Raw genomic sequence first — 14179 nt, forward strand, 5'->3', positions numbered from 1 at the left:
CTGCTTCCGCTGCTTCCACAAGCAAATTCAACTCACCTGACATACAAGGGAGTTGAGATCGCCTCACGGCAGGCCCAGAGCCTTTCACGGTTCTCACACAACTGACAAGCGGCGTATTCAATTGCCGCCGGGCGGTCCGTGCGCGCTGTTCAGTTGTACGGATCGCGACCCCGCGGCGACTCGGCGTGCGGGGCACACGATCGCGTCGTCACGCGTGGGACGGCTCCTCGGCACCCTCCCGCGCCGGAAGGCTGTCCATGAAGGAACTGACGGAGAACACCGCGCGGCCGGGTCCGGGCGGGCCGTAGCCGGGGGGCGAGGAGAGCCCGAAGTCGTCCATGGTGGCGCGGTAGGCCTCCAGCAGGCGGATGTGGTACTCGAGCGGCGCTCCCTGTGGATTGGCCTTGCCGAGCGGCGTCGTCGGCTCCGGGCACCAGGTGGTGAAACGGGGGGTGATGCCGTGCGACATGAAGAAGCGCAGACCCTCCGTGGTCGAGGCGATCGCCTCGTCGACCGTGGCGAAGCCGAAGGGCTCGGCCATCTCCACACCCGCCACGAAGTTGGGGATCACATTGCGGGCGCCGAAGACGTCCGCCGAGTCGAGGATGCGCCGGTGCCACTCGTCACGGCCGACGTATCGCTCCTTGCCCGGGCAGTACAGCTCGAACAGGCGCCGGTCCCACACCTCGAAGTTGGGGTGGTAGATCTGCACGCCGTAGTCCTTGAACCGCTGCACATCGGCCTTCGGCAGCGCCTGCGCCACGACCTTGCCGATCCAGCGGCCCGGGAAGCGCTCCTCGATGGCCTTGGCGTAGTGCCCGTAGAAGTCCGCCTCGTCCCGGCCGGCGACCGTCTTGGTGATCGCGCCGCCGGTGAGCGTGTAGGCGGTGGAGGCATTCTGGGTGTCGTACCGGTCGATGATCTCCAGCGCCTCGAGCACCTCCTCGACGTCCTTGACGCCGGTGTAGGGCCGCCCGGCCGCCTTGTGCTGGCGCCAGTTGTGGTTGATGTCGCAGTACTGGCACTCCTCCTTGGCGCCGAAGTACTGGCACACACGGAACACGGTGAGGTAGATCAGGTAGCCCCACTGGATCGTCGGGGCCACCTCCATCACGGACTTCCCGTTGGAGAGGGTGTGCCGGTAGTACTCCGGCATCGGCGGCACCCCGACGTCCGCGATCCGTCGCCCGTCGAGGTAGAGGCCGAGCATCCCTTCCTCGTCGGCGGCCACGCGGTACGGCGAGGCCGGATTGACCCTGACCGAGACGACGGTGCGCCGCAGGTCGTACGGGCCGCCGGTGAGGATGATCTCCTCGGGCGGGCGCCGCAGCGCGGCCTCGCCGAGCTCGGGCAGGGTGCCGTGGTCGAAGGAGAAGATGAAGTAGGACTTCGGTTTGACCTCGCCGCCCTCGTTGTCGGACAGGGCGGACGCGTCGAAGGCCACACCCCCGCGGAGCAGGTCTTCCTTGAAGACGGCTTCCCGCGGAACGTGCGGGAATCGCTCCATCAGATCCTCGACCAGTGCGGTGCGGCTGCCCATCCCGTGTCTCCTCCCGGCTCAGGCGTTCGACTCCTCACGGTATGCCCCCGCCCGACCGCCGGCCTTGCCGGGGCCCCGGCCATGACCCGATGGGCCGATTGCTCCTTTTGGAAGTGAATATACGAATCGAGGCGATACATTCCATACCTCCGGCCGGAGTTCTTCGCAGGCCGGACCGGTCCGAGCCGAGGACTAGGAGGCCGCGGAGCCGGGGGTTGCCGATTTCGCGGAAACACGAACCGGATACCTGCCGGACCACTTTCAGACCCGGCTCGATACGACGGAATTCGCAGCACAGGGCGGGGGCGAGGTAGGTTCCGGGTGGATTCGTGGCTCTCCGGGCCACGGGGAGGGACGAGGGCCATGACCGGGACCGTGACCAACTGGGCGGGCAACATCACCTACGCCGCCAAGGAGCTGCACCGCCCGCGCTCGATCGACGCGCTGCGTTCTCTCGTCGCGGACGGCACCCATGTACGGGTGCTGGGCAGCGGGCACTCCTTCAACGAGATCGCCGAGCCCGGCGCCGACGGGGTCCTGCTCTCGCTGGCCGCGCTGCCGGCCGAGGTCGACGTCGACACGGCGGCCCGCACCGTACGCGTCGGCGGCGGCGTCCGCTACGCGGAACTCGCTCGCGTGGTGCACGAACACGGTCTCGCCCTGCACAACATGGCCTCTCTGCCCCACATCTCGGTGGCGGGCTCGGTGGCGACCGGCACGCACGGCTCGGGCGTCGCCAACGGCTCGCTCGCCTCGGCCGTACGCGAGGTGGAGCTGATCACGGCGGACGGGTCGAGCGTACGGATCGGCCGGGGGGACGACCGTTTCGACGGCGCCGTGACCTCGCTCGGCGCACTCGGTGTGGTCACCGCGCTCACCCTGGACCTGGAGCCGGACTACGAGGTCGAGCAGTACGTCTTCACGGAGCTCCCCCTGGAGGGACCGGACTTCGACACCGTGGCGGCGAGCGCGTACAGCGTGAGCCTGTTCACCGACTGGCGGGCGCCCGGCTTCAGGCAGGTGTGGCTGAAGCGGCGGACCGACCGGCCGCTGCCCGACTTCCCCTGGGCCACGCCCGCCACCGAGGCGCTGCACCCGGTGCCCGGCATGCCCGCGGTCAACTGCACCGAGCAGTTCGGCGTCCCCGGGCCGTGGCACGAACGGCTCCCCCACTTCCGCGCGGACTTCACACCGAGCAGCGGCGCCGAACTGCAGTCGGAGTACCTGCTGCCGCGCCCGTACGCCCTGGACGCGCTGCGCGCCCTGGACGCGATCCGCGCGACGGTCGCGCCCGTGCTGCAGACCTGCGAGGTCCGCACGGTCGCCGCGGACGCGCAGTGGCTGAGCCCTGCCTACGGGCGGGACACGGTCGCCGTGCACTTCACCTGGGTCGAGGACACCGCTGCCGTCCTGCCGGTGGTGCGGCGGGTGGAGGAGGTGCTGGAGGCCTTCGACGCGCGCCCGCACTGGGGCAAGGTCTTCACCGTGCCCGCCGCGGCGCTCCGGGGACGTTACCCGCGGATCGGCGACTTCACGGCACTGGCCGCGGAGCTGGACCCGGCGGGCAAGTTCCGCAACGCCTTCGTCCGCGACGCCCTGGGGCTGCGCTGAGGGCGGCCGGGGTGAGCCGGCCGAGGTGAGTCACCGGCGGCCGGCAGACTTCGTACACCCCCTTTCCTAACCCCTTGTAGAAAGCGCTGCCCGGACATAGGCTCGCGCCGCGCCGAGGCACCGGGACCCGGCATGACCCGAGGGGGGACCGAGGGGACGTGTCCGCCAAGTCCACGTCACGCGACATCCGCACCGCGAACCGGTACGAGGTGCTGCGCCAGATCATCGCCCGCTCCCCCACCTCCCGGCAGGAGCTGGCGGCCGCCACCGGACTCAGCCTGGCCACGGTCGCCACCCTCGTCGGCGAGTTGCTCGACCTCGGCATGCTGACCGAGGTCGGCTTCGAGGACTCGGCGGGCGGCAGACCACGCGGACTGATCGCCGTGAACCCCTCGGGCGGCGCGCTGATCGGCGTCGACATCGCGGAGACCTATGTCCGCGTCGAGCTGTTCGATCTGGCGCTCGGCATGCTGGCCCGCGCCGGCGAGGAGATGGAGCCCGGCGGCAAGCGCCCGGAACAGGTCGCCGCCCATGTGGCCGCTGCCGTCGGCACGGTGGTCTCCCGGGCCGGCGTGGGAAGCGACCGGGTCCTGGGCGTGGGCGTCAGCGTGCCGGGCCAGGTCGACCGCGACCGCGGCGTCTGCGTGTACGCCGCCAACTGGGACTGGCACGAGGTACAGCTGCTCGGACTGCTCGCCCGGCACATCGCCCACCCTCTGTACCTGGACAACCCGCTGCGCGCGTGCACGATCGCCGAGCTGTGGTTCGGGGCGGCCCGCGGGCGTGGGGACACGGTGGTCGTCAATCTGGGCACCGGCGTCGGAGCCGGGCTCGCACTGGGCGGCGGACTGCACCGGGGCGTCAGCAACAGCGCCGGGGAGTGGGGCCATACAACACTGGTCCTGGACGGGCGCCCGTGCCACTGCGGCAACCACGGCTGCGTCGAGACCTACGTCGGGGCTCCCGGCATCATGACGAACCTGCGGGAACTCAGCCCGCACAGCCCGCTGCTGCACCCCGAGGACCAGACCGCCACGATCGAGGCGCTCGCCCAAGGTGTCACCGCCGGGGAACCGGTCGCGCTCGAGGTCCTGAGGACCACTGCCCGCTACCTCGGCGCGGGGATCGCCGACCTGGTCAATCTCCTCAACCCCGAGGTGGTCGTGCTCAGCAGCTGGGTCGCGGCCGCACTCGGTACGCCGTTGCTGAACGAGGTGCGCGCCGCCGTCGGCAGGCATGCGCTCAGCCGGCCCTTCGCCGTCACCGAGATCGTCCTTTCCCCCGTCCAAACCGACCCGGTGTGCCTCGGAGCCGCGGCCTTCGCCCTCGAAGGGGCGCTCGGATCGCCGCGCAGAGGACACGTCAAAACCGTCGGACGACCCGCCACGCCAAGGAGCCGCACCGCACCGTCCTCATGACGACGGAAGGGATGCACCGTTGAGACCCGCAGGCACGACCACCCGCAGAGTCCCCACCCGGCCGCCACCGCACGACCGTCACCGGCGCTCCGCGGCCCCCGCCGCCCGCCACGGCGGCGCCGTCGCACCCGCGGCCCTCACCACAGGCCAGGACTCCGGTGCCCGGACGTCCAGGTCGCACCGACCGGCATCACGAGCTGAAGGAGGAGACCGATGTCCATCCGCACCACGACAGCCGTCGACTACGTCGAGGACGTCTCGCCGGGCACCGGTGCCCTGCCACCGCGTGCCTGGTACGCGTCCTCGGACGCCGCGTCCCTCTCCCTGAACGGCAGTTGGCGCTTCCGACTGTCGCGGACCGCCGACGCGGAGGACGACTCCTTCGCCGAGCCCGGGTTCGACGCGGGGCACTGGGCGCAGATCGCGGTCCCCGGCCACTGGGCCCTCCAGGGCCATGGCTCCCCGATCTACACCAACCACCTGTACCCCTTCCCGGTCGACCCGCCGCGGGTACCGACCGAGAACCCGACCGGTGACCATCTGCGCGTCTTCGACCTGCCGTCCGACTGGCCCTCGGACGGCGGCGCCGTGCTGCGCTTCGACGGGGTCGAGTCCTGCGCCCGCGTCTGGCTGAACGGGACGGACCTCGGCGAGTTCAAGGGTTCCCGGCTGCCGCACGAGTTCGCCGTGGGACATCTGCTCCAGCCTGGCGGGAACGTGCTCGCGGTCCGGGTGCACCAGTGGTCCGCGGGCTCCTACCTCGAGGACCAGGACCAGTGGTGGCTGCCCGGTGTCTTCCGGGACGTCACGCTGCTGCACCGCCCCGCGGGCTGCGTCGTCGACTTCTTCGTGCGCGCCTCCTACGACCACACGACGGGCGAGGGCACGCTGAAGGTCGAGTCGGACGTGGACGGCCGGGTCACGGTGCCCGCCCTCGACATCGATGTCGCGACCGGCGAGTCCGTGACCGTCCCCGTGGAGCCGTGGACCGCGGAGACCCCGAGACTGTACGACGGGGTGCTGGCGACCGAGGGCGAACGGGTGCCGCTGCGCATCGGTTTCCGCACGGTCGTCCTCGAGGACGGGCTGATCAAGGTCAACGGAACGCCCCTTCTCTTCAAGGGCGTCAACCGGCACGAATGGCATCCGGAGAAGGGCCGCGCCCTCGACCCGGAGACCATGCGCGAGGACGTGCTCCTGATGAAGCGGCACAACATCAACGCCGTGCGCACCTCGCACTATCCGCCGCACCCCGCCTTCCTGGAGCTGTGCGACACCTACGGACTCTGGGTGATCGACGAGTGCGATCTGGAGACCCACGGCTTCGTGGAGCAGGCCTGGCGGGACAACCCGGTCGACGACGACCGCTGGACCCCGGCGCTGCTCGACCGGGCCGCCCGCATGGTCGAGCGCGACAAGAACCATCCCTCGGTCGTCATCTGGTCCCTGGGCAACGAGGCCGGGACCGGCCGCGGTCTGACGGCGATGGCCGAGTGGATCCACCACCGGGACGCCTCGCGGCTCGTGCACTACGAGGGCGACATCGACTGCCGTGACACCGACATGTACTCGCGGATGTACGCCTTCCACGAGGAGGTCGAGCGGATCGGGCAGGGACTGGACGGCGGCACCGGAAAACGTCGCGAACTTCCCTTGGTCCTGTGCGAGTTCGGGCACGCCATGGGCAACGGCCCCGGTGGCATCGCCGACTACCAGCGGCTCTTCGAGACGTACGACAGGCTCCAGGGCGGCTTCATCTGGGAGTGGATCGACCACGGCATCAAGGACGAGCGGTACGGCTTCGCCTACGGCGGCGACTTCGGTGAGGAGTTGCACGACGGCAACTTCGTCTGCGACGGGCTGCTCTTCCCCGACCGGAAGCCGTCACCGGGGCTGGTCGAGTACAAAAAAGTGATCGAACCGATCCGGTTCGAGGGCGACGCAGCGGACGGAACCGTGCGGGTCCGCAACGCGTACGACTTCGCGGACCTGTCCGCACTCGCTTTCGTCTGGTCCTTCCAGGTCGACGGCTTGGACGTCGAGTCGGGGAGGCTGCCGGTACCCCCACTCGGACCGGGCGAGTCCGCCGATGTGAAGCTGCCCCAGCCGCCCGACGCCGGGGGTGGCGAGACGCAATGGACGGTACGGGCGCTGCTGGCGTCCGACACCGCGTGGGGATCGGCGGGCCACCAGGTGGCATGGGGTCAGTTTCCCGTCTCCGCACGGCCGCCGGTCCGCGTGGTGCCGAGCGGTGCCCCGCGCTCGGGCGACGGCCGGATCACCCTCGGTCCGGCCTCGTTCGACGCCCGCACCGGGGCGCTCATGTCCATCGGGACGGTCGACGTGACCGGCCTGCGCCTGGACGTGTGGCGGGCGACCACGGACAACGACGACGGCGCGCCCTGGCAGTCCGACGTCCGGCACGGTCCGGCCTGGCGCAAGCTCGGTATGCATCGGATGCGGCACCGGCTGGACGCGGTGGAGCCGACCGGCGACGCGCTGACCGTACGGACCCGGGTGGCGCCCGCCGCCCGGGAGGTGGGCCTCGCCACGGTGTACCGCTGGACGTCCGACGGCGACCGGCTGCGGCTGACCGTGTCCGTGGCTCCGGAGGGCGACTGGACGGTGCCGCTGCCACGGCTCGGAGTGCGGTTCGGACTGTCCGGCGCCGCGGACCGTGTGCGGTGGTTCGGCGGCGGACCCGGCGAGGCGTACCCGGACACCAGGGCGGCCTGCGAACTGCGCCGTTGGGAGTCCACGGTCGACGGGTTGCAGACCCCGTACGTCCGCCCCCAGGAGAACGGCGCCCGCGCCGACGTCCGCTGGGCGGAGCTGGGCGGCCTCAGGATCGAGGGCGACCCGGAGTTCTGGTTCAGCGCACGGCGCTGGACGAACGAGCGACTCGACGCCGCCCGTCATCTCACCGATCTCGTGCCCGGCGACACGGTCTGGGTCAACCTCGACCACGGGCAGCACGGCATCGGCTCGCAGTCGTGCGGCCCGGGCCCGTTGCCGCAGTACTTCCTTGCGGCCGAGCCGGCGGAGTTCTCCTTCGTGTTCTCCGAAGCCGGTTGACCGACAGGGTCCGGATGCCGTTCGCGGCCGTCCGGCAGAAGAGCTCCCTCCGGGCACGTTCCGGGGAAGTCTTCGGCCGGCCGGCCGCGGTCACGTCCGGACCGATATCCGCTGATCCGACGGACCAGGAGGCCCGCAGCATGAACCCAGCACCCGCTGTCCCCCGGAGGTTCGTCCAGTGACCCGCAGTGGCGCGAGGCCGGTCGCGCACCACATCGAGGTCCGCGGCCTTTCGCGGACGTTCCGAACCACCGTGCGCCGCCCCGGGTTCGGGGGTGCGCTCCGGTCTCTGGTCAACCCCGAGCGAGTGGCCAAGCACGCCGTCTCGGGCATCACCTTCGATGTCGCCCCGGGTGAGCTCCTCGCCCTGCTCGGACCGAACGGCGCCGGGAAGTCGACCACCATCAAGATGCTCACCGGGATCCTCACCCCCACCTCCGGCGTGGCGCGGGTCGCGGGCGTGGTGCCGTACGAGGACCGGCAGCGCAACGCCCGCAACATCGGCGCGGTGTTCGGCCAGCGCACCCAGCTGTGGTGGGACCTGCCGGTGCGCGAGTCCTTCTCGATCCTGCGCGACATCTACGAGGTGCCGAGAGCCGAACACGCCACGCGGCTCAAGGAGTTCGACGACCTGCTGGAGCTCTCCTCCTTCTGGGACACCCGCGTTCGCCATCTCTCCCTCGGCCAGCGGGTGCGCTGCGACCTGGCCGCGGCGCTGCTCCACGACCCACAGGTGGTCTTCCTCGACGAGCCGACGATCGGCATGGACGTGGTGGTCAAGGAACAGGTGCGCGAGTTCCTGCGGCACCAGGTGGAGGAGCGCGGCCGGACAGTGCTGCTGACGACGCACGACATGACCGAGGTCGAGCGGCTCGCCGAGCGGGTGGTCCTGATCAATCACGGACGGCTGGTCCTGGACGGCACCCTGGACGAGATCCGCCGCACGTTCGGCTCGACGTGGCAGGTGCGGGTGACGCCGGCCGATCCGCACACCGAGGTCGCACCCCTGCCGGGCATCGCGCTGCTGCGGCGAGAGGGGCCCCAGGCCGTCTTCGGCCCCGAGGGTCCCGGGGCCCCGACGGTCCACCAGGCCCTGAAGCAGATCGTGGAGCGGTACGAACTGACGGATCTCGCGATCGACGAGGCCGACCTGGAGGACGTGATGCGCGCGGCGTACGTCCAGGCCGGGCCCGGGGCGGACGAGGTCTGAGATGGCAGTCCTGCACGCCTGGCGCGCCGCCCGCGTCACCCCGCTCGGCGAACTGCACAGCCCACCCCGTGTCACCGCGGCCCTGCTGCGGCTGACCGTACAGGTCGTGCTGGTCGCGTCGCTGTGGCGCGGCCTGTACGCGGCGACCGGCACGACCGGCGGACTCGGCCGCGACCAGACGGTCACCTACGCGGTGCTTGCCGTGCTCGCCTCCCGGCTGCGCGAACTGGACCAGTACACGGGCCGGGACACCGTCATGCAGCACATGCACTACGGCACGATCGTCTACTGGTATCTGCGGCCGCTGCCGCCCCAGCGCTACTACGCCCTGCGTTCACTCGGCGAACGGCTCTACGGTCTGGCCTGGGCGCTGGCCGGGTACGCCGTCTGCCTCCCGGCCGGTGTGGTGGAGCCGCCCGGATCGGCCGCGGTGGCCGGGGTGTTCGCGCTCAGTCTGCTGCTCGGCCAGTGGGTCCTGCACTACGTCATGCTCGTCATCGACCAGTTGTGCTTCTGGACCCTGCGCAACGGCGCCGCGCTGCTGATCCTCGTCTTCGCCCAGAACCTGCTGTCCGGGGTGTACGCGCCCCTGTGGTTCTTCCCCCACTGGTTCGTCACGATGAGCGGTTTCCTGCCGTTCCAGGCGACGTTGAGCGTCCCGCTGTCCCTGTACGTGGGAAGGATCCCGCTGTCCGAGGCGGGCGTCCAACTGGCCGTGCAGGCCGCCTGGGTGGTGGCTCTGGCCCTGTTCACCCGGTTGCTGTGGCGGCGGGCCGCCCGGCGCGTGATCTCGCAGGGGGGCTGAGATGTCGATGAACGCCCTGCGTGTCGTCTGGCGGATCACACGGCTCAACTTCCGTGCCCAGTTGGAGTACCGCGCCGAGTTCCTGATGATGATCGCGATCGGCGCGGTCTGGCAGGTCTCGGTGATCGTGTTCGCGACGGTGCTGCTGACCCGGTTCAGCGGGATGGGCGGCTGGGACAGCTCGGACGTGCTCCTCATCCCCGCCACCAGGATGATGGCGCACGGTCTGTTCGTGCTCCTCCTCGGCCGGGTGCACGGCCTCGGCCGGCACATCCAGGAGGGGAAGATCGACGCGTATCTGCTCCGCCCCCTCCCGGTCCACCGCCAGGTCCAGCTCGACTCCTTCCCCACCAACGCGATCGGTGACCTGGCGGTCGCGGCGGGCCTGCTGGCGGGCGCCCTCGGCCGCAGCCACCTCGACTGGACGGCGGGCAGGGTCACGTACCTGATCGCCGCGATCCTCGGCGGCATGTTGCTGGAGGCCGCGCTGTTCACGGCGGTCGCCAGTGCCTCGCTGCGGTTCCCGGCGGCGGACTACTGGGGCAACTGGCTGGAGGAACTGCTCGGCACCTTCGGCAGCTACCCGCTGAACGTGCTGCCCAAGGCGGTGGGGGGTCTGCTGACGTACGGGCTTCCGCTGGCGTTCGTCGCGTACTTCCCGGCGGCCGTGCTGACCGGCCACGGCACCGGCGCCCCTTACTGGCTGGCGGCGGGATCGCCGCTGGTGGGAGTGCTCGCGTACCTGGGGGCGCGGCTGCTGTGGCGGTGGAGCCTTCGCCACTACACGGGGGTGAACGGCTGACGGCTCCGCGGGCCGGGCTCAGGCGGCCTCGGTGGCCCTCTCCGGCCGGCGCGACCGTACCGGTGTGGGAAGGGCCAGTGCCGCGACGCCCACGCAGCAGGCCCCGGCCACGGCGCCCACCGCCGCCGTGCCGTGGTGCTGGGCCGCCCAGGTGACCACCGCGGCGCCGATCGGCGCCGCCGAGTAGTGGATCGTCCAGAACGCGGAGGTGACCCGGCCGAGCAGATGCTCGGGGGTCACCTGCTGCCGCAGGGACATGGAGCAGGTCCCCGCGACGCCGACACCGCCGAGGAAGACCGCCGTCAGGACGGCGACGGCAGGTACGTCACGGGCCCAGCCGATGCCGGCCAGCGCACAGCCGCAGACGGCGACCGCGCCGATCCAGGTGGGGCCGAAACCGAGCCTGCGCCGGATCCGGGCCACCAGCAGCGCCCCGGTGATCGAACCGAGCGCGCCCACCGCCAGCACCGTGCCCACCGCGCCGTCGCCCTGGCCGAGATCGTGCTTGAGGTGGTAGATGAGCAGATCGTTCAGGCCCAGCTCCAGAAAACTGAAGAGGGCCAGCAGCACGGTCAGCGCCCGCAGTACGGGGTGACGCCGCAGGAAGGACGCGCCGGCCAGCAGGTCCCGCCACAACCCCTGGGGGCCCGGCGCCTGTTCGGGCGGGACGGCCTGCCCGAACCGTACGAAGGCCAGGCAGAGTGCCGACACCCCGAAGCTCGCCGCGTTCACCGCGACGGCCGCCGCAGGTCCCGCCCACGCGGCCACGACGCCCGCGCCCAGCGGGCCGGCCACGCCCGCCGCCGCAGCGGTGGCGTTCAGCCGGCCGTTGGCGGCGGTGATCGCCTCGGTGTCGACCAGACCGCGCACGACGGTGACATAGGCGACCGAGAACACCATGCCGACGGCCTCGCACAGCGGCAGCACCGCGTACAGCAGCCAGACCCTCGGCCCGGCGAGCCACACGAGAGGGACGACCGCGTACAGCAGCATACGGACCACATCGCAGGCGATCAGCAGCTTTCTGCGGTCCACCCGGTCGACCACCACTCCGGCGAAGACCCCGGCCACCACGGACGCCGCACCGCCGACCGCCGTCAGCAGGCCCATCCGCGCCACGGACCCGGTCGCCTCCAGCACGAGCAGCGGCAGGGCGATCAGGGCGAAGGAGTCCCCGAGGACCGAGAGGGTCTGCGCGGCCCAGAAGATCCGGAAGTCCCGGTCCGCCCTTCGCGGTCGCATCCTGCCCACCGGCTGTTCCCCCGCATCCCCGTGTCACCGTGCGGCCCGGGACCCCGGGCCGGATGGACGATCAAGACGTACCACGGTCGGGGTCCCGTGTCTGCGGACTGTTCTCGCCATGATCTGCTTCCTCGCCACGACCGCCCGCACCTCCCGGCGTCACGCCCGGGTGGCGGGGACGCGGGGCTGCCACACCCGCACCTCGGCCCAGACCACCTTGTACGCGCAGCCCGGCCGGGGCTCGACGCCCCACCGCTCGGCGACCGCGGAGACGAGCAGCAGCCCGTGTCCCGCTTCCCCGCCTCCCCGCTCCGGCAGCACCGGCAGCCGCTCCGTGCGCCCGTCGGCCACCTCGACGCGCACGACTCCGTCACGCAGAACCAGCCGCACACGGAAGTCGCGCCCAGGCACCCGTCCATGCCGCACGGCGTTGGCCGCGAGCTCGGCGACGACCAGTTCCACGTTCTCCCCCGCATCCCCGTCGTACGGGAACCCCCACACATCCATGCGGTGGGCGACCAGTCTGCGGGCGAGCCGGGCGCCTCGTGGCGTGCAGCTGAAAAGCTGGGTGAACGTACGTACTGTGACCGGCTCCTGGAGCCGCGGTTCGGCGTGCATGGCTCAACGCTCCCCGAGGTCAGGGGCGTCTAACCAGGTACGGCACTCGTACGGGACGCACCGTACGGGTTCAGGACGTGGACAGTGTGGGTAACGGTGCGTGACCATGGGGGACTTGGCGGGGTTGGCACCAGGGCACTCGGGGGTTCCCGGCATGACCGACAGGACCATCGGCACCACGAACGAGCCGGAGCCGTCCGACAGTCTGAAAGGCTTCGGGGAGGTCCACAAGGCCTTCCGCAAACGTGCGGGACTCACCCAGGAGGAGTACGCGCCGCTGGTGCGGTACCAGCCGTCGACCGTCGCGTCGATCGAGCAGGGGCGGCGCTTCCCGCCCCGCGTGTTCGTCGAACGGGCCGAACACGTCCTGGACGCGTTCGGTGCGCTCAAGGGGGCGTACAAGCACGTGGGGCGGGAGAGGGGACTGGCGTCCTGGTTCCGGCAGTGGGCGGAACTGGAGGAACAGGCCATCGGCCTCTACACGTTCGAGAACCGGTTGGTGCCGGGGTTGTTGCAGACGGAGGCGTATGCGCGCACCCTTTTCGACGAGCAGGTACCGGTGCTCAGCAATGTGCAGATCGAGGCTCAACTCGCCGCCCGCGAGGCACGTCAGTGTCTGCTCGCCGAACGTCCGAACACCGCGTTCAGTTTCATCGTCGAGGAATACGTCGTCCGACGGGAGACCGGCGGGAGGGCGGCAACGCGTGAACTGCTCGATCATCTCCTGGAATTGACGAAATCCCGCAATGTGGAACTGCAGTTGCTGCCCATGACGCTCGGCGCCCATGCCGGGCTGGCCGGTCCCATCCAGTTGCTGGAGACCCCGGAGAACGAATGGTTCGGCTACTGCGAAGGACAACGGAGCGGCCAGTTCCTCACGGACCCGAAATCGATCAGTGTCCTCCACATGCGCTATGCGAAACTGCGCTCACAGGCCCTTTCCCCAGGCGACTCTCGGAGTCTGCTGGAACGGATGCGAGGAGCGCTATGAGCACCACCGAGCCGGCGTGGTTCAAGAGCAGCTACAGCAGCAGCGGTGACGGCGACTGCGTCGAGGTGTCCCTCTGCCCCACCACCGTCCGCGTCCGTGACTCCAAGAACACCCGCGGCCCCCGGCTCACCCTCTCCGCCGCCGCCTGGTCGGAGTTCCTCGGGTTCGCCGCGCGGGGCCGCACCGCCGCCGACGTGCGCTACGTGTACTAGCCTCTTTCCGAGGAGCTCCAGGTTCACGGGGAGGGTGGTCCATGGCCCGTGCCGGTCTGAGCGCGGAGCGTCTGGTCTCGGCGGCAGCCGAACTGGCGGACGAGGTCGGCTACGACAACGTCACCATGTCCGCGCTGGCGCGGCGTTTCGGGGTCAAGGACGCGAGCCTGTACTCGCACATCAGGAACATGCAGGATCTGCGCACCAGGCTCGCCCTGTTCGCCGGTGGAGAGATGATCGACCACATCGCCGTCGCGGTCGCGGGGAGAGCGGGCAGGGACGCGCTGACGGCCTTCGCCGACGCCTACCGCGCCTATGCGCGCCGGCACCCCGGCCGGTACGCGGCCACGCAGATCCGTATCGACCGGTCGCTGGTCCCTGACTCCCCCGCCATGCTCCGCACCGCCGAAATCACCTACGGCATGCTGCGCGCCTACGGACTCGACGAGCCCGACCTCACCGACGCCGTACGCCTGTTGCGCAGCACGTTCCACGGCTTCTGCATGCTCGAGGCCGCCGGCGGCTTCGGCGCGCCCCGCGATGTGGAGGTGTCCTGGGCCAAGGCCGTAGACGCCCTGCACAGGGCGCTGGAGCACTGGCCCCGCGAGAAGGAACGGCAGGACGGCTGACCCGTGCCGCGACGACGGGCCGTCGC

General features: G+C 70.7%; 12 protein-coding genes. 9 read left to right on the forward strand and 3 right to left on the reverse strand.

The features are described from left to right. Positions 1 to 208: 208 nt before the first annotated feature. Entirely contained in the window at positions 209 to 1540 is a 1332-nt protein-coding gene (locus ADL25_RS22575) for a radical SAM protein (RefSeq protein ID WP_059129570.1), read from the reverse strand. 363 nt (positions 1541 to 1903) lie between these two features. Here ADL25_RS22575 and ADL25_RS22580 point away from each other — a divergent pair, with 363 nt between their 5' ends. The 6 genes from ADL25_RS22580 (at position 1904) to ADL25_RS22605 (ending at position 10461) form a co-directional block, all read left to right on the forward strand. Further along, complete coding sequence (locus ADL25_RS22580) at positions 1904 to 3151, forward strand: D-arabinono-1,4-lactone oxidase (protein ID WP_059129571.1); 1248 nt, start codon at positions 1904 to 1906, stop codon at positions 3149 to 3151. Between the two features lie 158 nt (positions 3152 to 3309). Then, positions 3310 to 4569, forward strand: coding sequence for an ROK family transcriptional regulator (locus ADL25_RS22585; RefSeq protein ID WP_059129572.1), 1260 nt, complete (start codon positions 3310 to 3312; stop codon positions 4567 to 4569). A 213-nt stretch (positions 4570 to 4782) separates the two neighbouring features. Beyond that, complete coding sequence (locus ADL25_RS22590; RefSeq protein WP_059129573.1) at positions 4783 to 7644, forward strand: glycoside hydrolase family 2 TIM barrel-domain containing protein; 2862 nt, start codon at positions 4783 to 4785, stop codon at positions 7642 to 7644. Positions 7645 to 7822: 178 nt separating this feature from the next. Next, positions 7823 to 8854 carry an ABC transporter ATP-binding protein gene (locus ADL25_RS22595; RefSeq protein WP_107116671.1) on the forward strand — a complete coding sequence of 344 codons (1032 nt, stop codon included), beginning with the start codon at positions 7823 to 7825 and terminating at the stop codon, positions 8852 to 8854. Between the two features lies 1 nt (position 8855). After that, entirely contained in the window at positions 8856 to 9659 is an 804-nt protein-coding gene (locus ADL25_RS22600) for an ABC-2 family transporter protein (RefSeq protein WP_059129574.1), read from the forward strand. A gap of 7 nt (positions 9660 to 9666) precedes the next feature. Next, complete coding sequence (locus tag ADL25_RS22605) at positions 9667 to 10461, forward strand: ABC transporter permease (RefSeq protein WP_059129667.1); 795 nt, start codon at positions 9667 to 9669, stop codon at positions 10459 to 10461. Between the two features lie 18 nt (positions 10462 to 10479). Here ADL25_RS22605 and ADL25_RS22610 read toward each other — a convergent pair whose 3' ends face one another. Together ADL25_RS22610 and ADL25_RS22615 are read right to left on the reverse strand one after the other, a co-directional pair. Continuing rightward, complete coding sequence (locus ADL25_RS22610) at positions 10480 to 11703, reverse strand: MFS transporter (RefSeq protein WP_059129575.1); 1224 nt, start codon at positions 11701 to 11703, stop codon at positions 10480 to 10482. Between the two features lie 159 nt (positions 11704 to 11862). Continuing rightward, positions 11863 to 12321, reverse strand: a complete 459-nt coding sequence (locus ADL25_RS22615; RefSeq protein ID WP_059129576.1) for an ATP-binding protein — start codon at positions 12319 to 12321, stop codon at positions 11863 to 11865. A gap of 154 nt (positions 12322 to 12475) precedes the next feature. Between ADL25_RS22615 and ADL25_RS22620 the strand changes: the two genes are divergently transcribed. The 3 genes from ADL25_RS22620 to ADL25_RS22630 are packed head-to-tail and all read left to right on the forward strand — an operon-like array spanning position 12476 to position 14153. After that, complete coding sequence (locus ADL25_RS22620; protein WP_107116672.1) at positions 12476 to 13312, forward strand: helix-turn-helix domain-containing protein; 837 nt, start codon at positions 12476 to 12478, stop codon at positions 13310 to 13312. Beyond that, positions 13309 to 13524 (forward strand): DUF397 domain-containing protein, encoded by a 216-nt coding sequence (locus ADL25_RS22625; RefSeq protein WP_059129578.1) that lies wholly within the window; start codon positions 13309 to 13311, stop codon positions 13522 to 13524. The genes ADL25_RS22620 and ADL25_RS22625 overlap by 4 nt, the downstream gene beginning before the upstream one ends. Before the next feature lie 41 nt (positions 13525 to 13565). Continuing rightward, complete coding sequence (locus ADL25_RS22630) at positions 13566 to 14153, forward strand: TetR/AcrR family transcriptional regulator (protein WP_059129579.1); 588 nt, start codon at positions 13566 to 13568, stop codon at positions 14151 to 14153. Positions 14154 to 14179 lie beyond the last annotated feature (26 nt).

It is taken from the genome of Streptomyces sp. NRRL F-5122, from assembly GCF_001507435.1.
In the GTDB taxonomy this organism is placed as follows: domain Bacteria; phylum Actinomycetota; class Actinomycetes; order Streptomycetales; family Streptomycetaceae; genus Streptomyces; species Streptomyces lannensis.

Coding starts and splice junctions, on each gene's coding strand:
- ADL25_RS22575 (WP_059129570.1), bottom strand. CDS start 1,540: ATGGGCAGCCGCACCGCACTGGTCGAGGATCTGATGGAGCGATTCCCG.
- ADL25_RS22580 (WP_059129571.1), top strand. CDS start 1,904: ATGACCGGGACCGTGACCAACTGGGCGGGCAACATCACCTACGCCGCC.
- ADL25_RS22590 (WP_059129573.1), top strand. CDS start 4,783: ATGTCCATCCGCACCACGACAGCCGTCGACTACGTCGAGGACGTCTCG.
- ADL25_RS22600 (WP_059129574.1), top strand. CDS start 8,856: ATGGCAGTCCTGCACGCCTGGCGCGCCGCCCGCGTCACCCCGCTCGGC.
- ADL25_RS22605 (WP_059129667.1), top strand. CDS start 9,667: ATGAACGCCCTGCGTGTCGTCTGGCGGATCACACGGCTCAACTTCCGT.
- ADL25_RS22610 (WP_059129575.1), bottom strand. CDS start 11,703: ATGCGACCGCGAAGGGCGGACCGGGACTTCCGGATCTTCTGGGCCGCG.
- ADL25_RS22615 (WP_059129576.1), bottom strand. CDS start 12,321: ATGCACGCCGAACCGCGGCTCCAGGAGCCGGTCACAGTACGTACGTTC.
- ADL25_RS22620 (WP_107116672.1), top strand. CDS start 12,476: ATGACCGACAGGACCATCGGCACCACGAACGAGCCGGAGCCGTCCGAC.
- ADL25_RS22625 (WP_059129578.1), top strand. CDS start 13,309: ATGAGCACCACCGAGCCGGCGTGGTTCAAGAGCAGCTACAGCAGCAGC.
- ADL25_RS22630 (WP_059129579.1), top strand. CDS start 13,566: ATGGCCCGTGCCGGTCTGAGCGCGGAGCGTCTGGTCTCGGCGGCAGCC.